The organism is Sorangium sp. So ce887, assembly GCF_051521455.1.
Lineage (GTDB): Bacteria > Myxococcota_A > Polyangia > Polyangiales > Polyangiaceae > Sorangium.
In genome coordinates this window covers 11,549,591-11,574,031 of record NZ_CP150354.1, presented here as the reverse complement: position 1 = coordinate 11,574,031, position 24,441 = coordinate 11,549,591, and the positions used below count along the sequence as shown (strand labels likewise).

Below are 24,441 nucleotides of genomic sequence, written 5' to 3'. Positions count from 1 at the left end.
CCTACACGCTCTTCTGCGACAGCTTCCCCGTCGCCTGCGCGCTCGCCGCGCCCGCCTGCTCGTACTTGCGCTCCCGCGGCGCCACCAGCGACGTGTCCACCGCGTCGGTCACGTGGACCGACTGGCCGGCGCACGTCGTGTCGAACGCGCGGATGAACCTCACGGCGCCCTTCTCCTCGTGGCGCGCCAGCGTCGTGCGCAGCCACTCGGCGTCGTTCCGCACCGGGAACTCCGGCTTGTAGTGCGCCCCGCGCGACTCGTCCCGGTTCCTCGCCCCCTGCGCGATGACCCGCGCGAGCACAAGCATGTTCTCGAAGTGCCGCACGAACTGCGCCCCCTGGTTCACCCGCGAGGCCGTGTCCGTGCTCTTGATCCGCCCCGCCCGCTCCTCGAGCTCGCCGAGCTTCTCGATCACCCCGTCGAGCGCGGCGTTGTCGCGCTCGATCGTGCAATCGCGCAGCATCATCTCGCCGAGCTCCTGGTGCAGCCGGTACGCGTTCTCCGGCTGCTTCGCCTCCTGGTTCTGCGTCAGGATGCGCTGGTAGTCGGCCTCGGCGCGCTTCTCGGCCTTGTCGAAGATCGAGCGCGGCAGGTCCAGGGCGCTCCGCTTGATGCTCCGCTGATAGCTCGCGACGGCTGGACCGCACACAAGGCCGCCGTAGATGCACGAGAGCAGCGAGTTGGCGCCGAGCCGGTTGGCCCCGTGATACTGGTAGTCCACCTCGCCCACCGCGTAGAGCCCCGGGATGCTCGTCGCGTGATTGCGCGGCGACCCCACCTTGAGCGAGCCCCGCGCGTCCGCCTCGTAGTCGACCCACAGGCCACCCATCGCGTAGTGGACCGCCGGGAAGACCTTCATCGGGTTCTTGTACGGGTCGGTGCCCGCGAACTTCTCGTAGATCTCGAGGATCCCCGCGAGCTTCGCCCGGAGGAACTTCTCGTCCTTGTGGGTCAGGTCGAGGTAGACCTCGTTCTCGTTCCGGCCCGTCGCGGCGTTCCAGATGCCGCGCCCCTCGTGGAAGCACGTCCGGAAGATCGCGCGCGCCGCGATGTCGCGGGGGACGAGGTTGCCGTAGCCGGGGTACATCCGCTCGAGGAGGTAGTCGCGCTCCTTCTCGGGGATGTCGCGCGCGCTCCGCGCGTCGGCCTTGTCCTTCGGCACCCAGACGCGGCCGCCCTCGCCGCGCGCGCTCTCCGAGATGAGCCGCAGCTTGTCGGCGCCCGGGATCGCGGTTGGGTGCACCTGGACGAACTCGCCGTTCGCGTAGACCGCGCCCTGCTGGTAGACCGCCGACGCGGCCGTCCCCGTGCAGATGACGCTCAGCGTGGAGCGGCCGAAGACGATGCCGCAGCCGCCCGTCGCGAGCACGACCGCGTCGCCGGTGAACGCGCGGATCTGCATCGTTTTCAGGTCCTGCGCGACGCAGCCGACGCACGTGCCGGAGTCGTCGAGGATCGCCTCGATGAAGTCCCAGAACTCGTGCTTCCGGACCATCTTCTCGCCCGGGATCGACACGCCGTGCTCGTCGGTCACGTCGGCGAGCTCGAACCGCCGCACCTGCTCGTCGAGCGCGTAGAGCAGCTGCTGCCCCGTCGTCGCGCCGGCGAACGCCGTGCGGTGGAACAGCGTGCCGCCGAAGCGGCGGAAGTCGAGCAGGCCCTCGGGCGTCCGGTTGAACGGCACGCCCATGCGATCGAGCATGTTGACGATGCCGGGCGCGGCCTCCGCCATCCCCTTGATCGGCGGCTGGTTCGCGAGAAAATCGCCGCCGTACGCCGTCTCCTCGAGGTGCACCTGGGGGCTGTCCCCCTCGCCCTTCGTGTTCACCGAGGCGTTGATGCCGCCCTGCGCGCACGCCGAGTGCGAGCGCTTCACCGGCACGAGGGAGATCAGGTCGACAGGGACCTTCGCCTCGCACAGCTTGATCACCGTCATCAGGCCGGCGAGCCCGCCCCCGACGACGATCACGCGCCGAACCTTCCCCCCCTCGCTCCTCGTCGTGCTCTTCGCGGCCATGTTCGCTCTCGATGCTCCCGCGCCGCTCCCCACCGGGGCGCGGCCGCTACGATGGTCAGTGCGAGGCCGGCGCGACCAGCGCGGCGCGCCCGGCCGACGCGATCTCCGCGCACGTGCGGGCGCCCTCCGCGGCCGGGCTCGGCGTCCCGGGGAACGGCGCGCCGGTCGCGAAGTAGATGACCGTGTTGGCGCCGAGCACGAAGACAAGGAGGCCCAGCGCGCCGAAGACCACCGCGGCCATCCGCTGCGACCGGCGCGACACGGTGACCCCCCACGAGAAGCAGAAGCCCCAGAGGCCGTTGGCGAAGTGGAACACGCTCGCCGCGATGCCGAAGATGTAGACGAGCGCGATCACCGGGACGCCGCCCATCGTCGACGCCATGTCGGCGCACAGCCGCGGGTAGAACTCCTCGGGCGCCATCCGGCCGAGCCACTTCTGCGCCCAGTACTGCCAGAGGTGGAACGCGATGAACGCGAACGCGAGCACCCCCGTGACCCGCTGCATCGTGTACATCCAGTTGCGCGAGAACGTGTAGCTGCCGACGTTCGGCTTGCCCTCGAGCACCAGCTTGACCCCGTAGAGGGCGTGAAACGCGAGCGGCAGCACGACGAGCCCGAGCTCGAGCACGGGCAGGTACGGCATGTGCGAGATCTCGGCGACCGCCGCGTCGAACCGCTCCTGCCCCTGGAGCGCCTTCGCGTTCGTCCAGAAATGGAAGAGCAGGAACCCGCCCACGGGGAGGGCGCCGGTGAGAGAATGCAGCTTGCGCAGGAGAAAGGACCGGCGGCTCTTGTGGAAGAGCGATCTGGCGGGGGTTGCCTCGGACACGCTGACCTCGATGGAAGGCGGGCGCCGCCGGTGTATGGGATGCCCCGGGTGACGTCAAGGTGAACGCAGTCAACGCTTCGGGCCGATTTTCCGCTGCCTCCGGCGCATCGACCGAGTGCGCGAAGGCCGCGGTCGCCGCGCGGCGACCGCCGCTGCGCGCGCGTGTGCCCGCGATCACGAGCGCCGCGCTGCTCGCGCGTCTGCCTGCGATCACGAGCGCCGCGCTGCTCGCGCGTCTGCCTGCGATCACGAGCGCGACGCTGCTCGCGCTCGGGGCGGCGATCGCCGTCGTCGGCTGCGGCGCGCAGGACGGCGCGGCGGCGATGAGCCCGGCGCTCGGCGGGTCGCCCGCGGCCCAGACGGAGCTGCACCGCATCCTCTCGCGCTTCGAGAGCGGCGCGCGCGCGGAGCGCATCGCGCTCGAGCCGGAGCTCCTCGCCTTCCGCGACCGCTACGCGGGCGACGATCTCGCGCGCGTCGCGGCCGCCCACCTCGCGTGGCTCGCGCTGGAGCGAGGGGACCTCCGCCGCGCCGAGGCGCTCGCGGCCGAGGTCGAGGCCGGGGGGCCGGGCCCGACCGCGGACCTCGCGCGCGTGCTCCGCGGCGCGGCGCTCCGGCGCGCCGGCAAGCCGAGGCCCGCCTTCGGGGTGCTGCGCCCGCTGGTGAGCAAGATGATCGACGCGTACGTGCGCTCGCTCCTCAACGAGGAGGTCACGGCCGCCGCGATGGAGGCGGGCGCGTGGACGCAGGCGGTCGAGCTGATGAGCGTCTGGCTGCGCGAGGCGGACGACGACGACCGCGCCGCCGTCCGGGCGCAGATCGCGGCGCTCCTGCGCAAGGTGCCCATCGCTCACCTCGTCAGCGCGATGCGCGCCGGCCAGGCCGCCGGCGAGGTCGTGGACCCGCAGGTCGACCTGCGCTCGCTGGTCGCCGAGCGCCTCGCGATCGTCGCCCGCGAGCGCCGCGACGTCGCGCTCGCGAAGGAGCTGCTCGACCGGGCCGGCGCGCTGCTCGGCAGCCAGGGCGACGCGATCTCGGAGCTCGCGGCCGGCGCGGGGACCGCGCGCGTCGAGCCCCCCACGGTCGGCCTGCTGCTCTCGACGCGCACGTCCGAGTCGCGCCGGCGGGGCGTCGAGATCGCCGCCGGCGTGGCGCACGGGCTCGGGCTGCTGCGGCCGGGGTCGGACGCGCGGCTCGTGAGCCGCGACGACGGCGGCGAGGGCAGCATCGACGAGGCGCTGAGCAGCCTCACCGCCGAGGGCGCCGCGGTGCTCATCGCCGGCTCGGATCGAGATCAGGCGACCGCGGTGGCGAGGTTCGCGCGGGCGAACGCGATCCCGGTGCTGCTCGTGCACCCGCCGGAGCCGGCGGCGCTGGACGGGGCGTTCGTCTTCGTCGTGGGCGAGGAGCCCGCGAGGGGCATCGAGGTGCTCGCCGCCGCGCTCGCGGAGCGGGGCGCGAAGCCGATGGCGCTCGTGGGCGGCGAGGCCGCCGGGGCCGCTCCGGCCGCAGCGCTCGCCGAGCGCGGCGTCGCGCTCGCGCTGCCCTGCGACGGGACCTTCGATCCGCGCGCCCTCCGGCCGCCGGCCATCCGAGGGGTGATCCTGGCCGGGGACGCCCCCTGCGCAGAGCAGGCGCTCCGCGCCGCCCCGCGCACGGTGACGATCGCGCTCGGCTTCGAGGCGGCCGTGCCGCCGCCGCCGGGGTCGCTCGTCGCGACGGCGGGGCTCTTCCCGTTCGTCGCGGCGCCAGCGGGCGCGCCGGCCGCGCTCGGGGTGTGGCTCGCCACCCACCCGTCGCCGCCGAGCTTCTGGGCGGCGCTCGGGCGCGACGCCGGCGTCCTCGCCTGGGCCGGCGTGCAGCGGCTGCCGAAGACGGGCACCGAGGACCCGGCCGAGGTGAAGGCGCGGCGGCTCGCGGCAACGAGCGCCGTGAGCCGCGCGACGGCCGAGCTCTGGACCACGACGGCGACCGGCTTCGGCGGAAAGCGCGTGCTGCCGAGGGGGGTCGCGTACCGCGAGATCGAGAGAGCGCGATGAGCGGAGCGAGCCGCCGGACCGGCGCCTGGCGGCCGCCTGGCCGCCGCGCGGGGCTCGCGCGTGGCGTGGAGAGCGTGCCGCCGCGTCGTCCTGGGGCTGCTCCGGCGTCCCGGCGGGCGTAGCATGGCGCCGCATGATCCGCCGAGCCCTCTCCTGTGCCGCCGCCGCCGCGCTGACGGCGATCGCCCCGGCCGCGTTCGCCGACCGCGTGGCGGTGCTCCCCGCGCGCGGAGGCACCGACGAGGCCGCCCGGAGCGCCGCCCAGGCCGAGGTCGCGCGCGGGCTCGCCGCCCTCGGCCACACCCCGGTGCCGGACGGCGCGGTGGCGGCCGCGCTCAAGGGCGTCGCCGACGGCATCGCCGACACCACGGACGAGTACCGCGCCGTGGGCGCGCGGACGGGCGCGGACTGGATCCTGAGCGGCACCGTCGAGCCTGCGGTCACGACCTCCCGGGTCGAGCTCACCGCGTACCTCGCCTCGACGGGCCGGGTCGAGTCGGTCGCGCGGGAGGTCGACCGGGGGAAGGAGGCCCAGCAGACGCAGGAGATGCTGGCGGTGCTCCTCCGCCCCGAGGGCGTCGGCGTCGGCGAGCTCCCCTGGGAGCGCCCCGCGGGCTCCACGCCGGCGGGCGCGCCGCCTCCTGCCGCGCCCCCGTCCGCGGGCGGGGCCGCCGTGCTGCCGCCGGTGCCCCCGCCGCCGCCGGCGCCGCCCGCGAAGGAGGTGCAGATGGCGTACCCGCTCGGGCCCGAGCGCGTCTGGCCTGCGTACTCGGGCGGGCGCCGGCTCGCCCTCTCCGCGTCGCTCGGGGCCGCCGTGGCGGCGGCGCGCCTGCCGGGCGCGAGCGGCAGCGCGGCCTCGCTGGTCGGCACGGCGCGCGTGGCCTACGCGGTCTCCGATCGCGGGCTCGAGCTGTTCGCCGGCGGCGGCGGGAACCTGGCCGGCCCGTTCGCCGCCTGGCTCGAGGGCGGCGCGCGCCTGATGCTGACCCCCAGCCTGACGCCCGAGGGCGGCGCGTGGCGCGCGTTCCCGCTCCACATCGGCCCCGCGCTCCACGCCGGCGCCTTCTTCCGGTCGGGCGCCGGCGTCGTGGGCCCCGGCGGCGCGACGTACCGCGGCGACCTCGAGGTGCGCCCGGTGATCGGGGCGTCGCTCGACGTCGTGGTCGCGCTGAGCTCCTCGGTGCAGCTCGAGGCCCAGCTCGGCAATCTCCGGTGGGTCCCCGCGGGGGACGGCTCGCTGCTCCTGCTCGGCGCGACGCTCGGCGCGGGGGCTCGGTTCTGACGCATGCGCATCGAGCTGCCGAGCCGCCGCAGCACCATCCGCCTCGCGCGCGCGCTCGCCGGCCGCCTCGCGGGAGGCGATCTGGTGATCCTGGCCGGCGACCTGGGCGCCGGGAAGACGTTCTTCGCCCGCGCCCTCTGCCGGGCGCTCGGCGTGCCGTCGGAGCTGCCGGTCACGAGCCCGACCTTCACGCTGGTCCACGAGCACGACGGCCGCGTCCCGATCGCGCACGCCGACGCCTACCGCCTCGGCGGCGCGTCCCCTGCGGAGGGCGCGCGCGGCGCCGCGGACGAAGAGCTCGCCCAGCTCGGGCTGCGCGAGCGCCGCGCGGAGGGGGCGCTCGTCGTGGTGGAGTGGGGCGAGCCGTTCGCGGAGGCGCTCGGCGGCGACGCGCTCCTGATCCACCTCGCCGCCCCCGAGGACCCGGGCGCGCCCGGCCGCGCCGCCGAGATCAGGGCGACCGGCGCGCGGAGCGGCGAGGTGCTCGCGGCGCTCGAGGCCGAGCTGCGAGGCGGCGCCGGCGGATCGCGGGGGGCCGGCCCGGGCGCTGCGTGAACGACGTCGAACCGCCGGTTGCTGGAGAGAGCGACCGGCGACCGCTGCGCCTCCGGACGAGCTCGACCGGCGGCTCGGTCCGCACGCTGGCGCGCTGCCCTTTGCGCCGGCGGCTCGGGCAGCGCGCCAGCGCGAAGGGTAACGCGCAGCGCGAAGGGTAACGCGCAGCGCGGGCGCGCGGGGTCGTTGCGCGCCCGACCCCGTGCGCGGCGGCGTTGCATGATACAAGAGCGCACGGTGAAGGAAGGCGCGGAAACCAGCCGCAGCGAGCTGCTCAACAAGGCGCTGGAGCCGCTCCTCGCGTTCCTCGACAACATCGGCAACATCGTCACGCTGACGTTCCAGACGCTCCTCTGGCTCGTGCGCCCGCCGTTCCGCCCCGCGCAGTTCCTGGCGGCGATGGACTTCATGGGCGCGCAGTCGGTCTTCATCGTCGGCCTGACCGGCGTCTTCAGCGGCATGGTCGTGACGCTGCAGACGTCCCACGCGCTGCGCGCGTTCAGCGCCGAGGGCCGCGTCGGCGGCCTCGTCGCGGTCTCGCTCGCCCGCGAGCTCGCGCCGGTCTTCTCGGCGATCATGGTCACCGCCCGCGCCGGCAGCGCCATGGCCGCGGAGCTCGGCAACATGCGCGTCACCGAGCAGATCGACGCGATCGCGACGATGGGCGTGAGCCCCGTGCAGTACCTGCTCTCGCCCCGGCTCTTCGCCGCGACGGTGATGCTGCCGCTCCTCTGCATCCTGTACACGAGCGTCGGCATGTGCGGCTCGTACCTCGTCGCCGTGCTCTGGCTCGGCGGCGACGCGGGCTCGTTCTTCCAGAGCGTCCGCGACTTCGCCCTGCCCAGCGACATCTCGATGGGGCTCATCAAGGCGTGCGTCTTCGGCTTCATCGTCTCGTCGGTCTCGTGCCGCCACGGCTTCTTCGCCTCGGGCGGCGCGCGCGGCGTCGGCGTCGCGACCACGCGCGCGGTCGTCGAGAGCTGCGTCATCGTGCTCGTCACGAACTACATCCTGACGCAGCTGCTGCTCGACATGTGAGCCACGGCGGCCCGCCCGACCTGGAGTAGCCCGGCACACCAACGAGGGCTTCCGCCCCCCTACCGCCAGGAGCTCGGCGGCTCCGGCTCGCGCAGCGCGATCAGCGCCGGCGACAGCTGCACCGGGTACCGCGCCGGCGCGCGCAGGTGCGCGACCCCGTGCGGGAGCAGCTCGCGCCCGGCGATGGAGCGCTCGCGCCCGGCGCTCGGCGGCTCCGGCGACTCCAGCGCGCGGCCGCCGCGCATCACCGCCCGCGCGAGCGGCGCGAGCCTCGCGGCCCCGAGCGCGCGCGGCGCCAGCATCCGCTCGTGCGCGAGGTGGATCACGTCACAGGCCGCGCGCCCCGCCTCGTCGTAGTAGCGCGCCACCATCTTGCGCCCCGCGATCACGTCGCCGCGATCGCTCGTCCCCTGCCGTAGCGCCCACGCGCCCGACTCCTCGAGCGCCACGAGCTCGTAGCGCACCGCCGGCAGCCCGCCCTCGGGCTCGGCGAGCCCCGTGGCGATCCAGCCGCCGGCGGCCGTGCCCACGCGCCTCGCCTCGAGGAGCGTCGCCTCCTCCTCGTGGCCCCCGAGGTCGACCATCCGGTCGGCGTACCAGGGCCAGCTGCCCTCGAGCGGCGACGGCGGCGGCGCGAGCTCGCCGAGATCGATCCCCACCGCGCCGCGGAACGGGATGCCGAGCGCCGTGGCCGCGAGCGCGCTCGTCGTCGCCGACGCGCCGCCCACGTGCGCCGCGCGGGCGAGCGCCAGCGCCTCGTCGGCGAACGGCACCCGCGCCGACGACCCGTCGACGACCGCGCCGCCGTCCGAGGCGACGAGGAGCCGCGCCGCCCGCGTCGCCACGGCCGTGCCCCGGCCGAGCGCCGGCACGAGCAGCGCGCCGGCGAGCAGCGCCTCGATGAACGGCCCCTCCACCGTGACCACCGGCGTGCCCGGAAAGGCGATCGTCCCGTCGGGCATCGCGTCGATGTCGATCGAGATCGGCGCGTCGGCGAGCCGCTCCACGAGCGCGTCGCTCAGGCCGCAGGCCTCGCGCGCCGCGAAGACCGCCCCCGCGTCGAGGCGCGCGCCGTCCAGCGCGAGCGCCTCGAGCGCCGCCTCGACGCCGACGACCACGAGGAAGCCCGCGTGGGGCGGCATCGCCGTGAACGCGAGCTCGAAGCTCGCGCGCCGCTCGGCGACCCCCGCGTGGAGCAGGCGATCGGCGTCGAGCAACGCGCGTCCGTCGGTGAGCAGCGGGCTCGCTCGCAGCATCGCCGCCGGCATCGGGCCCCGCTCAGAGCCGCGCGGCCAGCCTGCGGGTGCCGGCGACCGTCGAGGCCTCGTCGAAGAGGAACGGCAGGATCACGGTGGGCAGGTCGAGCTCACGGCGCAGGCGGGCCAGGCTCTCGTGCTGCACCGACTCGCGCATCGCCCGGCGCGCGCCGGCCACGATGGCGCTCTCGGCGGTGTGCGCCGCGCGCGCCGGCGCCGCGATGTCGAGCCGCCCCGGATCGACGAGCAGCGCCCGCCGCTCCTCGGGCGAGAACAGCGGCGGCAGCACGCTGTTGATGATCAGCCGGTGGACCGGCAGGCCGAGCTCGCCCCGGATCTCCGCCACGAGCTCGACGGTCTCGGTGGCCGGCATCTCCTCCGGGAGCGTCACCACGACGACCCCGCTCCGCGCGGGATCCTTGAACATCACCCACGCCGCCTCGGCGTCCCGGCGCAGGATGCCCGGCGGCGCCACGTCGAGGATCACCTTGGGCACGCGCAGCATGTCCATGCCGTGCCCGGTCGCGGGCGCGTCGAGCAGGACCACATCGAAGCGGGGAGAGCCGTCCGGGAGCAGCTCGGTCGTGTGGAACCAGGCCTTGCCGAGCATCGCCCACTCGAACAGCCCGGGCACCGCGCGGAAGAAGGTGCGCGTGTACTTGTTGTCGAACACGAGATCGGCCGCGGCCCGCACCTTGAGGACCATCTCGCCGTACTCCCGCAGCGCCTTGTCCGGCGAGATGTTCACCGCCCACACGCGCTCGGCCACGTGGGTGACCTCCTGGCCGATCGGCTTCGTGCCGAGGATGGCCGAGAGCCGCTCCTTCGTGTTGCACATCGCGACGAGGACGCGCTTGCCGCGGGCGGCGAAGGCGAGGGCGAGGGCGCCGGAGATCGTCGTCTTCCCGACGCCTCCCTTGCCGGTCACGAACAGGAAGCGCCGGCGCTCGAGCTCCGGCAGATCCTGGCCGAGCCCGCCCGCTTGCAAGGCTAGATGGGCGCTGGTCATTTCCGCGTCAGCGGAGTTAGGCGCAAGCTCAGGCGAAGGCAACCCGGATCAGGGAAACGGGCTCTGCTATCCATCGCCCATGCGCATCACCGAGCGACACCTCGAACCGCTGAACCGACGCTTCCAGGGCGCGTCGCCCGTCGAGCTCCTCCGCTTCGTCCGAGAGTCCTTCGGCCCCCGCGCGGCCATCATGAGCAGCATGCAGCGGGCCGGGACCGCGCTGTGCCACATGGCCGACCGGGCCGGGCTCCCCTTCGACGTGATCTTCGTCGACACCGGCGTGCTCCACGCCGAGACGCTCGCCACCCGCGACGAGCTCGCGCGGACCCACCCTCACCTGCGCGTCGTGACGCTCTCGCCCGAGCGCACCTTCGCGCAGCAGACGCGCGAGGAGGGGCTGCTCTACCTCTCGAAGGAGGGCCAGGAGCGGTGCTGCGACCTCCGCAAGTCGGCCCCGCTGAGCGCCCTCCGCGGCCGCTACGACGCGCTCGTCGCGGCGCTCCGGCGGGGCGAGGGCGGCGCCCGCGCCAAGGTCGCGCCGTTCGGGCTCGACCCGGCGAACAACGTGCTCCGCGTCCACCCGTTCGCCTCGCTGAGCGGCGAGGCGCTCGACGCGCACTTCGCCGCGCACCCGGACGCGATCGAGAACCCGCTGCACGCCATGGGTTTCCGCACCATCGGCTGTTTCCCGTGCACGACGCCCGTGCTGCCCGACGAGCCCGAGCGCGCCGGGCGCTGGCGCCACCTGGCGAGCGTCGAATACTGCGGGATCAACCCGGTCGACCGGGGCGAGACCGACGGCGGCATCGAGCTCGACGACCGGTACGAGCGCCTCTTCGCGGCGTGACGATTCGCCTGCGAACGCCGGTTCGCGGCAGCTCGATCTTGACTCAAACGGGATGCAGGGAGATTTGCCCTGCATGCCGGCGAGCTACTTCGACGTAGACGGCACCCTGGTCACGACCAACCTCGTGCACCCGACGGTGTTCTACATGCTGAACCAGCCGACGCCGATGCACAGCCTTGCGAAGCTCGGCCGCGCTCTGGTGAAGGCGCCCTGGATGGCGATGGCGGAGCTCCAGGATCGGCGCCTCTTCAACGAGCTGCTCTTCAGCTCGTTCGACGGCGTCTCCGAGGATCGCCTCGTCGCGCTCGCCGAGGAGGCGTTCGCGAAGGTGCTCAAGCCGGCCATCTACGGCAAGGCGCGGGACCTCGTGAAGTGCAGCCTCGACAAGGGGCACGATGTCGTCCTGATCTCCGGCGCGCTGGATTTCCTGATGCAGCTGCTCGCCGAGCACCTCGGCGCGACCGGCATCATCGCGAACCGCCTCGAGGTGAAGGACGGGTTCGCGACGGGCAAGCTCCTGCGCCCCGTGGTGGCCGGGCCCGAGAAGGCGCGCCTCATCCGCGAGCACGCGCACGCGCACGGGCACGACCTCGACGAGTGCTTCGCCTACTCGGACAGCTACTCGGACGTCCCGATGCTCTCGGTCGTCGGCTACCCGGCGGCGGTGAACCCGGACCGCAAGCTCAAGCTGCTCGCGCAGGCCTACCACTGGCCGATCCTCCACCTCGCCGCATGACCCCGGCCCCTGCCGGACGACGGCGGGGAGCCACGCCACAGCCCAACACGGTCGCACCCCCTGCTCTGAAAGCCCCATGAGCCATCCTTGCGTCGTCACGCTAGACAGCCGCAGCGCCCCCCGGGTGCTCTTCTCAGGCGATCAGCTGGTCGAGGTCGACCTGCCCACCGGCACCCGGGTGCTCTACGCGAAGCCGCCCCTCGAGCCGCTGAAGGACGTCGACGCCGCGATCCGCTACGCGATCAACCACCCGTACAACTCGGAGCCGCTCTACGCGAAGCTCCGCCCGGGGATGAAGGTCACGATCGCGGTGGACGACATCTCGCTGCCGCTGCCCCCGATGAAGCGGCCTGACATCCGCGAGCGGGTGCTCACCATCGTGCTCGACCTGCTCTCGGACTACGGCGTCGACGACGTGGAGATCATCATCGCCACGAGCGTCCACCGGCGGATGAAGGACTGGGAGGTCCGCCACATCGTCGGCGACAGGATCTTCAACGCCTACTGGCCGAAGAAGCTCTACAACCACGACGCCGAGAACCTCGCCAACATGAAGCACATCGGCACGACCGACGTGGGCGAGGAGGTCGAGCTCAACAAGCGCGCGGTCGACAGCGATCTCGTGATCTACGTGAACCTGAACCTCGTGCCGATGGACGGCGGGCACAAGTCGGTCTCGGTCGGCCTGTGCGGGTACAGGAGCCTGCGCGCGCACCACAACCCGCGGGTGATGCGCGACTGCTACTCGTACATGGACCCGAAGAGCTCCGCGCTGCACACGAGCGTCGAGCGCATGGGCCGGCTGGCCAACAAGAAGCTCAACGTCTTCACGATCGAGACGACGATCAACAACCGCATGTTCGATCGCCCGCTCGAGTTCCTCGCCCGGAACGAGGACGACCTGAGCGCGGGCGAGAAGAGCGCGCTGCGCGCCCTCCGCTTCACGCTGTCGAAGGTGCCGCAGCCCGCGCGCCAGGCGATCTTCCAGCGCGTCCCGTCGCCGTACGGCGTGACCGGGGTGTTCGCCGGCGAGACCGAGGCCGTCCACGAGCACACGCTGAAGCGCAGCTTCGACCAGTACCTCGTCCCGGTCACGGGCCAGGCCGACATCCTGATCACGGGCATCCCGTACATCAGCCCGTACAACGTGAACTCGTTCCTGAACCCGCTGCTCGTGCAGGTGATGGCGAACGGCTACATGTTCAACCTCTACCGGGGCGCGCCGATGCTCAAGAAGGGGGGGACGATGATCATCCTCCACCCCTGCACCGACCTGTTCGACAACGAGCACCACGCCCCGTACATCGAGTTCGTGCACCGGCTCCTGCCGGAGACGCGCGACGCGATGGAGCTGCACAAGCGGTACGAGAAGAAGTTCTCGGAGAACCCGGCGTACATCGAGATGTACCGCTTCGGGCACGCGTACCACCCGACCCACCCGTTCTTCATGTGGTACTGGGGCGAGGCGGGCCGGCAGCACATCGGCCGGATGATCGTGGTCGGCGCCGACAACGAGTACATCCCGCAGCTGCTCGGCTGGGAGACGGCGCGCACGATGGACGAGGCGCTCCGGATGGCGAAGCAGTCGGCCCCGCCCACGCCGGAGATCATGGCCCTCCACAGCCCGCCGATCTTCATGGCCGACATGACGGCGTAGCGGGCGCGCCGCCCGGGAGCGCGGCCCGCGGGCCTTCGTCAAGGCTGCTTCTTTTCCGGCGCCCTGAGCTCGGCGAGCACGCGCTCGCGGAGGAGCGGCACGGGCGGCGACCCGTGCGCGAGGAGCGCGTCGTGGAAGCGGCGGAGCGAGAACGCCGGGCCCAGGGCCGCCTTCGCCTCGTCGCGGAGCTTCAGGATCTGGATCTTGCCGAGCGTGTAGGCGAAGTAGCCGGGGTCGAACGTCGCGCGCACCGCCTGCTCCCGCGCCGTCGCGCGATCCTGGAAGCAGTCGTCGACGAAGCGGCGCTCGGCCTCGTCGAGCCCCATGCCCTCGGCGTGCACGCCGAGCGACGCGACCACCCTGCAGTTGCGCAGCAGCGCGTCCGTGAGCTGACCGAGCCGGCTCTGCGGGTCCTCCTTGCCGAACCCTTCCTCGATCATCATCTGCTCGGCGTAGTGGGCCCAGCCCTCGACGAACGAATAGCTCCCGAACATCCTCTGCGCCTCGGTCGGCGCGCGGTTCTCCCACAGGCCCTGGACGAAGTGCCCCGGGTAGACCTCGTGCACGGTCGTCGAAATCAGCGTCCCGCGCGACATCACGTACTCTTCCTGCTCCTTCCTGGGCCAGGAGGGGTCGGGCTTCGTGATGTAGTAGAACGCCTCGAGCCCCTTCCGCTCGAACGGCCCCGGCGCGTCGAGGAACGCGGAGTTCCAGCGCATGTACGGCGGCGTCTCCTTCACGAGCGCCCGCTCGTCGGACGGGAGGCTCACGAGCCCCCGGTCGACGACGAACCTGCGCGAGGCCTCCATCACCCGCGTCGCCTCGGCGAGGAGCAGGTCCGCCTTCGGCCGGGTGGCCTTCACCTTCCGGGCGAGCTCCTGGTAGGCCGCCTTGTTCGCCGCGAGGTCCTCCTCGCCCATCTTCTTGAGCTCGGCGAGCGGGATCGAGAGCCCCTCCTGCGCGAGAAGGAGCTTCCTGTACCGCGCCTCCCCGAGCACGTGGCTCGCGTCGCCCTTCGGCAGCTCGACCCTGGCCAGGTGCTCGGCGAGCCCCTCCGCCGCGCCGGCGAGCGCCGCGTTCGTCTTCTCGAAATCAGCCTGGAACGCGGCGTCGCCCGCGCCCTTGAGCAGCTTCACGACGTCGCCGCGCAGGTACTCGGCGTAGCCGCGGAAGATCTTCACGGCGACCTCGACCACCGGCTTCGGCAGCGGGCTCGCGAGGTTCTCGAGGATGCGCGGCACCTGGGCCAGCGCCGCCTTCTCGTGCTCGAGGAGGCGCCTCGCGCGCTCGGGCAGCGGCGCATACGCGCGATCGAGGTAGTGGTTCACGCCGAACAGCTCGCCGTAGAACTGCGGTTGCCGGCGCCAGTCCTCGAGATCCCTGCCGTGGAAGAGCTTGAGGTCGATCTGCTGGAGGACGAGCGCGCGGTCGAGCGCCTCGTCGGGGGAGAGCGCCGCGGCGTCGATCGCGGCGAGGGCCGCGCGATCCCGCGAGAGGCGCGCGAGCCTCCGCTCGATCGCCGCGGCGGAGTAGTCGCCGACCTTGCCGTCCTGGTCGTGCAGCCCGCGCGAGCGCGCGAACGCCGGCTCGTCCGTCGCCCACTCGCGCAGGATCCGGTCGCGCAGCGCCGCGAACGGCTCCCGCGGCGCCTCCGGCGGCCGCGCGGGCTCCGCGGGCGCCGCGGCCGCCGGAGGCGCCGCGGGGGGCGGGGTTGTGCCGGTGGACGGAGGCGGCGCCGAGGCGCCCCCGCTGCAGGCGGCGAGCGGCGCGAGCAGCGCGGCGAGCGCCGCGAGGCGACGCGGGCGGCGGACGGGGGTGGAGGCAGGTACGGCCATGGCGGGCCGGAGCCTGTCAAACCGGCCTGTGCAGGTCAACGGCGCAGGCTAGTCGCGGAGCGCTCGATCGATGATCGCGTCCACGTGCGAGAGCGCATGGTCGAGGTCGAAGCAGCGCGCGATTTCGTCCGGGGCGAGCAGCGCGGCGACGTCGGCGTCGGCGGCGAGGTTGTCGCGGAAGCGGCCCTCGCCCGCGATGGCGCGCATCGCGCAGCGCTGCACGAGCTCGTAGGCCGCCTGCCGCGGCCTGCCCTTCTGGACGAGCGACAGCAGCACCGCCTCGCTGAAGAAGAGCTCGCCCGTGCGATCGAGGTTCTCGCGCATCTTCTCGGGGTAGACGACCAGCCCGTCGACGAGCCCCGCGGCGCGGTCGAGCATGAACCCGAGCGTCGAGGTCGCGTCGGGCGCGATCATCCGCTCGACCGACGAGTGCGAGATGTCGCGCTCGTGCCACAGCGACACGTTCTCGAGCGCGGGGATCACGGCCGCGCGCACGATGCGCGCGAGGCCGCACAGGTTCTCGCTGAGGATGGGGTTGCGCTTGTGGGGCATCGCGCTCGATCCCTTCTGGCCCACGGAGAAGCGCTCCTCCGCCTCGCGGACCTCGGTGCGCTGCCAGTGCCGCACGTTGGTCGCGAGCCGCTCGATGCCCGCCGCGATGAGCGAGAGCGCGGCGAAGAACTCGGCGTGGCGATCGCGCGCGACGATCTGCGTCGAGACCGTCTCGGGGCGCAGGCCTAGGGCGGCGAGCGCGCGCTCCTCGATGCGCGGCGACAGGTGCGCGTACGTCCCGACGGCGCCGGCGATCTTCCCGACCGCGATCGCCTGGCGCGCGGCGAGCAGGCGCGCCCTTCCGCGCTTCATCTCGGCGAGGTGGCCCGCGAGCGCCAGGCCGAACGTGACCGGCTCGGCCGCGATGCCGTGGCTCCTGCCGATCATCGGGGTGCGCCGGTGCTCGTTGGCGCGCCGTGCGAGCGCGTCGCAGAGCTTGTCGAGCCGGGCCGAGAGCATGTCCGCCGCGCGGACGAGCAGGATCGCGAGGCTCGTGTCGAGCACGTCGCTCGAGGTCATCCCCCGGTGCAGCCACCGCGCTCCCTCGCCCGCCAGCTCCTCGACGTGCGTCAGGAAGGCGATGACGTCGTGCTTGACCGTGCGCTCGATCGACTCGATCCGCTCCGGATCGAGCGAGAGCTGCTTCGCGCGGATCCCTTTCGCGATGCCAGCGGGCACGAGCCCTTCGGCCTCCATCGCCTCGCAGGCGGCGAGCTCCACCTCGAGCCAGGTCGAGAATCGGGTGGCGGGCGACCAGAGATCTTCGAATTCGGACGGGGTGTAGCGGGGGATCATGGGCGGGACGCTGCGAAGGTCTGGAGGGTGCGTCAAGGATGGAGTGGTCCGGGGCACGCGCTCGCTATCGCAACGGGCCGCACGACGCTTGCGGTCGCGCGGCGCGTTGCAAACGTTTGCGCGCGATGCCGACCGAAGCACCGGCGCCCGCGCACGCCCACCTGGGCAGGTCGGTCGCCTGTCCGCCGCCCCAGGAGAGCGAGACCGCGCCGGAGACGCTGCCCGCGGGGGCGAGCGAGCCGACCGGAGCCGTCAAGGCGCCCGCGGCCCCCCCGGGCGGGTCTGGCCGGGGCGAGCCGGCCCGGGACGAGCCAGCGGGGCGCGCCGGCGAGGCCGCCGCCCCCGCGAGCGAGCCGGCCCGCGCGAGCGCGCGCGCCGCTCGCCGCGTGAAGCCGTACATCGTGGTGGTCGCGATGGACCTGTCGGAGCCGGGCGGGCGGGCGTGGCGCTTCGCCTTCGAGCTGGCGGCGCTCCGGGGCGAGACCGAGATCCACGCCGTGGTCGTCGGCCCGCGGCAGGTCGCCCCCGCGGTGCGCGACGTGACGGTGCCGGGCGCGTCGTCGCCGCCCTCGCTCCGGGTGCTCCAGCACCGCTTCGCGGACGGCCAGGCCCGGCTCATGGCGATGCACTTCCGCACGGGCCGCCCCGACCGGGCCATCGTCGCGCTCGCCCGGGAGCTCAGCGCCGATCTCATCGTCGTGGCCACGCACCCGCAGTCGCCGCTCCAGCGGCTGTTCGGCGGCTCGACCGCCGATCGGATCGTGCGAAACGCGCCGTGCCCGGTCGTCGTCGTGCGCCCCAAGGAGGACGACGACGCCGACGCGGCCGAGTACGACCCGAGGCTGCGCTGACGCCGGCGCGCGCGACCCGCCGCGCGCTCGATGCCGCCGCCCGCTCGATGCCGCCGCCCGCCCGCGACCTACCGCGCGCCGGACGGCGGCGGCGCGCCGGCCTGCGCCGCCGGCCCGAGCTTGTCGGGCGCGCCGACCCCCTCGGTCGTGCCCCCTTCGCGCGTGTCGGCGTACCCCCACGCCACGCCGGCGGCGTCGACGAGGATGTTGTTCGCGTCGCCGATCGGCATCGGGTCCAGCACGACCGCGTGCCCCCGCCGCGCGAGGTCGTCGAGGGCGGCCCGCGGCGGCGGCGTCAGCCGCTCGACGCGCACCCGGTCCGGCAGCCACTGGTGGTGGATGCGCGCGCGGCGGACCGCCTCGTCGATGGTCATCCCGTGGTCGACCAGGTTGCGGAGCACCTGAGCCACGGTGTTCGGGATCGTATCGCCGCCGGGCGAGCCGAGGAGGAGCGCTACCCTGTCGTCCCGGCTCACGAGCGTCGGCGTCATCGAGCTCGCCATGCGCTTGCCCGGCGCGACCGCGTTGATGCCCGTCTCGGAGAACGCGCCCATCGCGTTGCCGAGCAGGATGCCCGTCCCGGGGATCACGATCTTCGCGCCGAAGCTCGCCGACTGCGTGGTCGTGCACGAGACCGCGTTGCCCTGCGCGTCGATCACCGAGAAGTGCGTCGTCTGCGGGGACTCCGGCGCAAGCGCGCCCGCCGCGCTCGCGATCTCGCCCGCCGGCGTGGCGCGCTCCGGGTCGATGGGCGGCGTGCGGCGCATGAGGGCGCTCCCGTCGAGGAGCCTCGCGAGCAGCTGCGCCGTCCCGGGCGGGGCGAAATCCGGGTCGGCGCTCACCTTTCGCCGGTCGGCGTAGGCTCGCTTCGCCGCCTCGACGAACAGGTGCAGCGACAGCCCGGAGTCTGCGGGGGCCTCGTGCGCCTTCAGCCTCTCCAGCGTGAGCATGATCTCGGCGAGCGCGACGCCGCCCATCGACGGGGGCGGCATCGTGTCGACGGTGAAGCCGCGGTACGAGAACCGGAGCGGCGCGCGCCACTTCGCCTGGTAGGCGCGCAGGTCGCCCTCGCTGATGTGGCCGCCGCGCTCGCGCATGGCGGCGGCGATCTTCCGGGCGATCGCGCCCTCGTAGAACGCGCGCGGGCCCTCGGTGGCGAGCGTCTCCAGGGTGCGGGCGAGATCGAGCTGGCGCACCAGCTCGCCCTGGGCGAGCGGCGCCTTGCCCCGCCCCCAGATGGCGCTCGCGGCCCGGTCGGCCTTCAGCCGGGGCCATGACCAGCGCAGCGTCAGCGCCTGCCGCGCGCCGAGGCGGTGCCCCTTGCGCGCCAGGGAGATCGCGGGGGCCAGCAGCTCGGCGAGCGGCCGGGTGCCGAACCGCTCGTGCGCCAGGGCGAGGCCGGCGACCGAGCCCGGGACGCCGGCCGACGCGTAGCCGTACGCGCCGGCGCGCACCATGGCCATGTTCGACGCGGTGGTCACGGACGCGGGCGCGGCCTCGCGGAAGTCGATCGCCTGCGTCTCGCCGTTCGCGAGGCGGACCATCATGAAGCCGCCGCCGCCGATGTTGCCCGCGCTCGGGTGGGTCACCGCCAGCGCGAACGCCACGGCGACCGCCGCGTCGATCGCGTTGCCCCCGCGCCGCAGCACGTCCGCGCCGGCGCGCGTCGCGTGCTCCTCGACCGAGGTCACGAGCCCGGCGTCGCCGCGCACCGCCCGCGCGCCGCCCGAGGCGAGCGCGACGGGCGGATCCGGGGGCAGCGGCTCCGGATCCGCCACGGCGGCCGCCGGCGGCGCCGGGGCGCTCGCGGCCTTCGGCGCCGCGGAGGCGCTGGCGTGGGCCGGCGCGGCGGAGGTCGCGGGCGCCGCCGCGGGCGGGGCGGGCGGCGTGCGGGCCTCGCAGCCGGCGAGCAGCGCGAGGGCGAGCACCCAGCGCGGCCTCGAGCGACGATGCAGGGTCATCAAGGTGGGCGCGAATCTACTACGGTGCCGGAGAAACCAGGCCCGGCCGCGCGGGGCGACCCGGCCTGGAGGATCGATGCACGATGCGAGGGTGCGCTCCCCCGCGGCGCGCGACAGGCCGTGGAGGCGCCTCCGTCTGGAGGCGCCTCCACGGCCTCGCCTGCGCCGTCAGGTGCGCCGGACCTCGCTCAGGACCGCTTGCGGCGGCGCGCGGCGGCCACGCCCACGCCCGCGACGAGCGCCGCGAGCCCGGTGCCCGCGAACGGCGCGGACGAGGACGACCCCGGCGCGGCGGCGCAGGAGACGCTGGCCTCAGCCTCGGCCTCGGCGTGGAACTCCACCTCGACCCCCTGCGTCAGCAGCCAGTTCTTGCACTCCTCCACGCTCCCGGCGACATCGACGTACTGCCCGTTGCAGAACAGCGCGCCGTCCGGCGTGGAGCATTGCACTTCGCACCCGCCCTTGAGCTCGGTCGTGCAGTCGACGTTGCAGTCGATGTTCGCCTCGACGTTGCACTCCCCCTCGCAGCTCGCCTCGCACTTCGCGTCGCACGACGCGCTCGGCGGGGTCCCCTCGCAGCTGACGTTGCACTCGCCGTCGCAGCTCGCTTTGCACGACGACTCGCAATCCGCCTGCGCCCCTGATCCATCGGCGCTCGCCGAGCAATTGGCGCTGCAGTTCGCCTTGCAGCTCGCCGTGCAGCTCCCCTCGCAGTCCAGGCTCCCCGGGTCGACGTTGCACTCCCCCTCGCAGTCCGCCTGGCAGCTGCCCGTGCACGAGGCCTGCGCGGTGGCATTGCACTTCCCCGAGCACTCCGCCGTGAACTGGACCGGCTCGCAGTACCCTTGGCAGCCGCCGGAGGTGCGGATCTCGCACTGTCCGGCCGCCGCGGCCTGGAGGTTTCCACAGGGGTTGGGCTGGGCTGATGCGGTAGAAGCAACGAGCACGGGAACAGCAAAAGTAAATACGCTTACAACAAGCTGAGCAATAGTCCGTCGCATGTCAATTCTCCTGGGTTGGGAGCGCGGGAGCCGCGTGTGGTCTCCGCGGGTATTGCAATCGGACGACCAGCACCACCCCTTGAAGCATTTCCCAGGAAAAAAGTCTCTACGGTCGTGCTCGCCCCGCCGTGGCGTGTCGCCGAGTTCACGGCGCGCTGAGGCGACATGCCATACTGCGCGCATGTCAGGGCTGGTGAGAGGACATGCGGCCTGGTGATCATCGGCTCACAGTGTCGGCGATCTGCCCGGTTCCGTAGCGCGCCACCACGCCCTTGCGGGCCCTGCCCGGCGTCGGTCGGCTGAGGAAGTCCCCGCCGACCGCCCAGAAGGCCCCGTTCCCGTCGGCCCAGACGGCGTGGAGGTCGGCATACGGCTCTTCCGTGAACTCGTCGATCCAGGCCCCGCCGACGAGGCGCTGCTTGAGGCCTCCGTAACCGACGATCGCCACCTCGCCCGGGCGGCCGCAGGCGACGCCGTTCACGTCGTTGGTGAGCTCGATCTCGAGCCGGCGCCACGCCTCGCCGTCCGAGCGGAGCACGTCTCTCCCGCCGACGGCGTACACCTCGTCACGGCTGCAGCCGGCGGCCGTGAACAAGGTGCCCTGCGCGATCGGCGGCTCGGACTGCAATTCCCAGGTCGTGCCCGCGCGATGCCAGATCACGCCGAACTCGCCGACGGCATAGAGGTCGTCGGACGACGTGCCCCAGACCTTGTAGAGCGCGCGGCCGGGCTCCTCGGGCAGCGGCTCTCTCGACCATGCGCTGCCGTCCCAGTGAAGGACAATATCCTTCTCCCCCTCCGCTCCGCTGCCGGGCGTGCCGCCCACGGCCCAGGCATCGTCGGGAGCGAACGCGATTACGCCCCACAGCGTAGCGTCTGTGTCGGTGTGGTGCTCGGTGAAGGCCTCGCCGTCCCAGCGCACGGCACGGCCGAGCTCGCCGACCATCCAGACGTCCTTCGGACCGGAGCCGGCCACCCACCAGAAGGTCTCCTCTCCGCCCGCCGGGAGCTCACGCCACGTCGACCCATCGTAATGCAGCGCGAGCGACGCGAGCCCCGTGTTGCCGAGCGGCCCCCCCACGGCGAACACGTCGTCCGGCGCCGTCCCCCAGATCGACAGGACCGCCCGATCGAGGTCGGCCTCGTCGAGCAGCACGCGCCACGCCGGCGGTCCGTCATCCGGCGGCGGCGTCACAGGACTGTCGGGGCAGCCGGCGAGGGCGGCCGCCCCGAGCGCCATCACGGCAACGGGATGCAAGCAGGTGCGCATTGGGTTGAAGACCTGGCTGGGAGCGAGCTCGAGCGATGCTGTCGGTGCGCGCGCCGCGCGCGGCTGTCCGGGAGCTCAGTTGCAGAACACGTCGTCCTGCTTCGGATAGTAGTAGACGAAGATGTTACAGTGCTCGTTCTTCTCGACGATCGGGCCGAACGTGTAGCAGCAATCGAGCTGCTCTTCGGAGGTCGCGTTCTTTGTCACGTCGTACTCGTCGAGGCCGCTGCACCCCACGGCGGGGTCCGGCGGCTGCCACTCGTAGGTGCAGCCGTACCAGACGCCGCCGTTCTTCGGGAGCTCCAGGTCGAGCTCCGGCGAGGTGAGCATCGGCGGGTCGTCCCACGAGCTCGAGGTGTAGAAGAGATCGGAGGCCGGGGGCGTGCCGATCGTCGTGCCATCCCACGCGTACATGTCGAAGCGCGTGCCCCGGCTGTGGAAATGGCCGTTGGCGCCGATGACCTTCACGGGAGATGGACTGTTGATCTGGCACGAGCCCTCGAACGTGGGCCGCGGGTTCGACTGGCACACACGGATGGACTGCTTCGTCGCGAAGACGGTGCCCATCTCGGCCGTCACCTGCTCCGTGGGCAGCGCCCAGAAGTTCACCCGGACGCGGCCGACGGCCTGGGGGGTCTTCTGCGACGTCGCGTTCACGTAGTGCGTTTGCAGCATGAGCCACTCGTCGGGCCCGAGGACGTTCGCGACGCCCTCGGGGAACTCCCAGTCGAGCTGCCCGTTCTGCTGCGAGTTCGCGAGGAGCGGCCAGTCGGCCCAGTTGGGGCTCTTGAAGCACTCCCCCACGCCGTCCTGGTTCTTCTGAAGGAGCCCGCCTTCCGGCCCCAGCCCCTTGATGGTCCGCACGCGGAAGATGTTCATGTGGTGCGAGCCGTCGCGCTGCGCGATCTGCACCCGGTGGAGGTTCACGGGCGCGTCCGGGTCCAGCCCGTTCGACGCGGCGAGGTCGCGGACCTTGAAGAAATAGCAGTCCTGCTGCTCGACCCCCGGCGGCACCTCGATGTCCTCCGTCTGCATCTGGAAGCCCTCGCCCGCCGGAGGCGGATCGAGCAGCGACTCGTCCACCACCGGCCCCGGTACGGGGCTCGGGCGGTCGTCAATGCAGGCGGCAGCACCCAGCACAAGCAAACCAAGCGTCAACGGTCGAGCAGCCATGAGTCCCTCCAGGCAATGGAGCAGCAATGATGGAGATATACACCGTTGGGCAATTTCAGGACCCTGGTGTCACGAGGCCAGCATGGATCCGTCGGGGGCCGGGCCGTCGTGGCCGAACAGGGGCAGAAGCTGCTAGGATGTGGGAGAGGTTCAACCATGGCGGCGCCCAAGAAATGCGGTCCACACACGGAGCTTGCCTCGAATGAGGCGACGCGCGTCACCCGGTGCGGGTGCGGTACCGTCCACGTGACACTCCTCGGCCCCGGCGTGACGTTCCGCATGCCGGCTGACGCGTTCCGCGGTGTCGCCTCCGGGGTCAAGACGGCGGCCGAGCGGCTTGACGACGACCCCCGTTTCGGCACGACCTCCATCAATTAACTTGCGCGCCTGCCGCGGTGCGGCCTACCAGTTGCTTCGCCGCCGAGCATCCCTCTCCTCGGAGGGTGGCGGGTCGAACAAGGGCGCCTGGCGTGTACGACGACGACGCGGAGCACTGGGTCGGCAAGACGTTCGCTGGAACGTGGTGGATCGAGCGCGTGCTCGGCACCGGCGGCATGGGGAGCGTGCTGCTCGGACGGGCGGCGGACGGCTCGCACGTCGCGCTGAAGGTGCTGCACCCGGAGCTCAACGCGATAGCGGAGGTGCGGAAGCGCTTCCTGCGCGAGGGCTTCATCGGGAACACGTTCGGCGGAGCGGACGCGGTGCCCGGCGTGGTGCGCGTGCTCGGCTCCGGCGAGACGCCGGAGGGGCTCGCGTACCTGACCATGGAGGCGCTCCAGGGCGAGACGCTCTTCGATCGGATGGCGCGCACAGGGACGATGCCGCCCGGCGAGGTGCTCGCGCTCGCGGACCAGGTCCTCGAGACGCTGGCGATCGCGCACGCGCGCGGCGTCGTGCACCGCGATCTCAAGCCCGAGAACATCCACCTCGGCAACGACGGCCGTGTCCGCATGCTCGATTTCGGCATCGCGCGCGTCGTCGACGGGCTCACCGGCCTGCCCGAGAAGACCGCGACAAAGACCGGCATGATCATGGGCACGGCGACGTACATGGCGCCGGAGCAGGCCACGGGCCTCATCCACGATATCGACGGGCGCACGGATCTCTTCGGGCTCGGGGCGACGATGTTCCGCCTGCTCTCGGGCCGGCAGGTGCACGGCGAGGTGACGGAGGCGATGGAGGTCATCGCTGCCGCCACCGAGCCGGCGCCGCCGCTCGCCTCGGTGGCGCCCGGGATCTCGCCCGCCGTCGCGGCCGTGGTCGATCGCTCGCTGGCGTTCATCAAGTTCCACCGCTACCCCAACGCCGAGACCATGCGCGCGGACGTCCGTACGGTGCTTGCCGGCGGGCCGCCCCCGTACGCGCAGGCCGTCCTCGAGGGGCGGATCCGCGCCGGCCAGCCGCTGTCGCAGCCGGCGCCGCCGCTGACGCCCCCGCCCGGCGGCGGCGTGTCGCCGAGCGCCCGCCCGCAGCCGACCGTGGTGGAGCCCGCCGCGGTCCCCGCCCATTCGATGAGCCGGCCGGAGCGCACGCTCGACGACAGCGCGACGGTGCCGCGCGGCGCCGGCACGCCGCTCACGCAATGGTCGACGGGCAAGCTGCTCTTGCTCGTCGGCAGCGCCTCGCTCGCCACGGGCGTCATCGTGGCGGTGCTCGTCGTCCTGCTGCTGCTGAGCTGCTGACGGGCCGCGAGGGCTCCGCCGCGGCAGGCGGCAGGCGCGCGGCGGTCTCGCGTGGC

The 24,441-nt window shown here is 73.0% G+C and carries 20 protein-coding genes; 10 read left to right on the top strand and 10 right to left on the bottom strand.

Going from position 1 to position 24,441, the window contains the following annotated elements; genetic code table 11:
• Position 1: 1 nt before the first annotated feature.
• On the bottom strand, positions 2–2,017 hold the full coding sequence (gene sdhA / locus WMF36_RS43305; protein ID WP_437576706.1) for a succinate dehydrogenase flavoprotein subunit: 2,016 nt from the start codon (positions 2,015–2,017) through the stop codon (positions 2–4).
• 55 nt (positions 2,018–2,072) lie between these two features.
• Positions 2,073–2,846 carry a succinate dehydrogenase gene (locus WMF36_RS43300; protein ID WP_437576705.1) on the bottom strand — a complete coding sequence of 258 codons (774 nt, stop codon included), beginning with the start codon at positions 2,844–2,846 and terminating at the stop codon, positions 2,073–2,075.
• A gap of 164 nt (positions 2,847–3,010) precedes the next feature.
• Here WMF36_RS43300 and WMF36_RS43295 point away from each other — a divergent pair, with 164 nt between their 5' ends.
• The 4 genes from WMF36_RS43295 to WMF36_RS43280 all read left to right on the top strand — a co-directional run bounded on the left by WMF36_RS43295 (position 3,011) and on the right by WMF36_RS43280 (position 7,760).
• Positions 3,011–4,885, top strand: coding sequence for a hypothetical protein (locus WMF36_RS43295; protein WP_437576704.1), 1,875 nt, complete (start codon positions 3,011–3,013; stop codon positions 4,883–4,885).
• Between the two features lie 133 nt (positions 4,886–5,018).
• Positions 5,019–6,167 carry a hypothetical protein gene (locus WMF36_RS43290; protein WP_437576703.1) on the top strand — a complete coding sequence of 383 codons (1,149 nt, stop codon included), beginning with the start codon at positions 5,019–5,021 and terminating at the stop codon, positions 6,165–6,167.
• 3 nt (positions 6,168–6,170) lie between these two features.
• Positions 6,171–6,722: a tRNA (adenosine(37)-N6)-threonylcarbamoyltransferase complex ATPase subunit type 1 TsaE gene (gene tsaE / locus WMF36_RS43285; RefSeq protein WP_437576702.1), complete on the top strand. Its 552-nt coding sequence runs from the start codon at positions 6,171–6,173 to the stop codon at positions 6,720–6,722.
• 237 nt (positions 6,723–6,959) lie between these two features.
• Positions 6,960–7,760: an MlaE family ABC transporter permease gene (locus WMF36_RS43280; RefSeq protein ID WP_437576701.1), complete on the top strand. Its 801-nt coding sequence runs from the start codon at positions 6,960–6,962 to the stop codon at positions 7,758–7,760.
• 59 nt (positions 7,761–7,819) lie between these two features.
• Here the strand turns inward: WMF36_RS43280 and WMF36_RS43275 are convergent, their stop codons facing one another.
• Positions 7,820–9,016, bottom strand: a complete 1,197-nt coding sequence (locus WMF36_RS43275; protein ID WP_437576700.1) for a hypothetical protein — start codon at positions 9,014–9,016, stop codon at positions 7,820–7,822.
• 22 nt (positions 9,017–9,038) lie between these two features.
• Positions 9,039–10,025 (bottom strand): ArsA family ATPase, encoded by a 987-nt coding sequence (locus WMF36_RS43270; RefSeq protein WP_437576699.1) that lies wholly within the window; start codon positions 10,023–10,025, stop codon positions 9,039–9,041.
• A 79-nt stretch (positions 10,026–10,104) separates the two neighbouring features.
• Here WMF36_RS43270 and WMF36_RS43265 point away from each other — a divergent pair, with 79 nt between their 5' ends.
• The 3 genes from WMF36_RS43265 to WMF36_RS43255 all read left to right on the top strand — a co-directional run bounded on the left by WMF36_RS43265 (position 10,105) and on the right by WMF36_RS43255 (position 13,265).
• Positions 10,105–10,872 (top strand): phosphoadenosine phosphosulfate reductase family protein, encoded by a 768-nt coding sequence (locus WMF36_RS43265; RefSeq protein ID WP_437482885.1) that lies wholly within the window; start codon positions 10,105–10,107, stop codon positions 10,870–10,872.
• Positions 10,873–10,945: 73 nt separating this feature from the next.
• A complete protein-coding gene (locus tag WMF36_RS43260) occupies positions 10,946–11,608 on the top strand; it encodes an HAD family hydrolase (RefSeq protein ID WP_437576698.1) in 663 nt (220 codons plus the stop codon).
• Between the two features lie 76 nt (positions 11,609–11,684).
• Positions 11,685–13,265, top strand: coding sequence for a lactate racemase domain-containing protein (locus tag WMF36_RS43255; RefSeq protein ID WP_437482891.1), 1,581 nt, complete (start codon positions 11,685–11,687; stop codon positions 13,263–13,265).
• A gap of 38 nt (positions 13,266–13,303) precedes the next feature.
• On the opposite strand, the gene WMF36_RS43250 is transcribed toward WMF36_RS43255, so the two are convergent.
• Positions 13,304–15,100: a DUF885 domain-containing protein gene (locus tag WMF36_RS43250; protein WP_437576697.1), complete on the bottom strand. Its 1,797-nt coding sequence runs from the start codon at positions 15,098–15,100 to the stop codon at positions 13,304–13,306.
• A 48-nt stretch (positions 15,101–15,148) separates the two neighbouring features.
• Positions 15,149–16,447 (bottom strand): adenylosuccinate lyase, encoded by a 1,299-nt coding sequence (purB, locus tag WMF36_RS43245; RefSeq protein WP_437576696.1) that lies wholly within the window; start codon positions 16,445–16,447, stop codon positions 15,149–15,151.
• A gap of 125 nt (positions 16,448–16,572) precedes the next feature.
• Here purB and WMF36_RS43240 point away from each other — a divergent pair, with 125 nt between their 5' ends.
• Positions 16,573–17,298, top strand: a complete 726-nt coding sequence (locus WMF36_RS43240; protein ID WP_437576695.1) for a universal stress protein — start codon at positions 16,573–16,575, stop codon at positions 17,296–17,298.
• A 68-nt stretch (positions 17,299–17,366) separates the two neighbouring features.
• Here the strand turns inward: WMF36_RS43240 and ggt are convergent, their stop codons facing one another.
• From ggt to WMF36_RS43220, 4 genes are all read right to left on the bottom strand, one after another.
• Complete coding sequence (gene ggt / locus WMF36_RS43235) at positions 17,367–19,259, bottom strand: gamma-glutamyltransferase (RefSeq protein WP_437576694.1); 1,893 nt, start codon at positions 19,257–19,259, stop codon at positions 17,367–17,369.
• Between the two features lie 188 nt (positions 19,260–19,447).
• A complete protein-coding gene (locus tag WMF36_RS43230) occupies positions 19,448–20,206 on the bottom strand; it encodes a hypothetical protein (protein ID WP_437576693.1) in 759 nt (252 codons plus the stop codon).
• 271 nt (positions 20,207–20,477) lie between these two features.
• Positions 20,478–21,518, bottom strand: a complete 1,041-nt coding sequence (locus WMF36_RS43225) for a WD40/YVTN/BNR-like repeat-containing protein (RefSeq protein ID WP_437576692.1) — start codon at positions 21,516–21,518, stop codon at positions 20,478–20,480.
• An 87-nt stretch (positions 21,519–21,605) separates the two neighbouring features.
• On the bottom strand, positions 21,606–22,703 hold the full coding sequence (locus WMF36_RS43220; protein WP_437576691.1) for a hypothetical protein: 1,098 nt from the start codon (positions 22,701–22,703) through the stop codon (positions 21,606–21,608).
• A gap of 156 nt (positions 22,704–22,859) precedes the next feature.
• Between WMF36_RS43220 and WMF36_RS43215 the strand changes: the two genes are divergently transcribed.
• The gene (locus WMF36_RS43215) at positions 22,860–23,081 is read left to right on the top strand and encodes a hypothetical protein (protein WP_437482911.1); all 222 of its coding nucleotides are present in this window, start codon (positions 22,860–22,862) and stop codon (positions 23,079–23,081) included.
• A 92-nt stretch (positions 23,082–23,173) separates the two neighbouring features.
• On the top strand, positions 23,174–24,385 hold the full coding sequence (locus tag WMF36_RS43210) for a serine/threonine-protein kinase (RefSeq protein ID WP_437576690.1): 1,212 nt from the start codon (positions 23,174–23,176) through the stop codon (positions 24,383–24,385).
• The last annotated feature ends 56 nt before the right edge of the window (positions 24,386–24,441 follow it).

Excerpts from the sequence above, each read along its gene's own strand:
- WMF36_RS43250 (WP_437576697.1), bottom strand. The coding sequence starts at position 15,100 with ATGGCCGTACCTGCCTCCACCCCCGTCCGCCGCCCGCGTCGCCTCGCG.
- tsaE (WP_437576702.1), top strand. The coding sequence starts at position 6,171 with ATGCGCATCGAGCTGCCGAGCCGCCGCAGCACCATCCGCCTCGCGCGC.
- ggt (WP_437576694.1), bottom strand. The coding sequence starts at position 19,259 with ATGACCCTGCATCGTCGCTCGAGGCCGCGCTGGGTGCTCGCCCTCGCG.
- WMF36_RS43260 (WP_437576698.1), top strand. The coding sequence starts at position 10,946 with ATGCCGGCGAGCTACTTCGACGTAGACGGCACCCTGGTCACGACCAAC.
- WMF36_RS43255 (WP_437482891.1), top strand. The coding sequence starts at position 11,685 with ATGAGCCATCCTTGCGTCGTCACGCTAGACAGCCGCAGCGCCCCCCGG.
- WMF36_RS43265 (WP_437482885.1), top strand. The coding sequence starts at position 10,105 with ATGCGCATCACCGAGCGACACCTCGAACCGCTGAACCGACGCTTCCAG.
- WMF36_RS43220 (WP_437576691.1), bottom strand. The coding sequence starts at position 22,703 with ATGGCTGCTCGACCGTTGACGCTTGGTTTGCTTGTGCTGGGTGCTGCC.
- WMF36_RS43275 (WP_437576700.1), bottom strand. The coding sequence starts at position 9,016 with ATGCTGCGAGCGAGCCCGCTGCTCACCGACGGACGCGCGTTGCTCGAC.
- sdhA (WP_437576706.1), bottom strand. The coding sequence starts at position 2,017 with ATGGCCGCGAAGAGCACGACGAGGAGCGAGGGGGGGAAGGTTCGGCGC.
- WMF36_RS43270 (WP_437576699.1), bottom strand. The coding sequence starts at position 10,025 with ATGACCAGCGCCCATCTAGCCTTGCAAGCGGGCGGGCTCGGCCAGGAT.
- WMF36_RS43215 (WP_437482911.1), top strand. The coding sequence starts at position 22,860 with ATGGCGGCGCCCAAGAAATGCGGTCCACACACGGAGCTTGCCTCGAAT.
- purB (WP_437576696.1), bottom strand. The coding sequence starts at position 16,447 with ATGATCCCCCGCTACACCCCGTCCGAATTCGAAGATCTCTGGTCGCCC.
- WMF36_RS43240 (WP_437576695.1), top strand. The coding sequence starts at position 16,573 with ATGCCGACCGAAGCACCGGCGCCCGCGCACGCCCACCTGGGCAGGTCG.
- WMF36_RS43290 (WP_437576703.1), top strand. The coding sequence starts at position 5,019 with ATGATCCGCCGAGCCCTCTCCTGTGCCGCCGCCGCCGCGCTGACGGCG.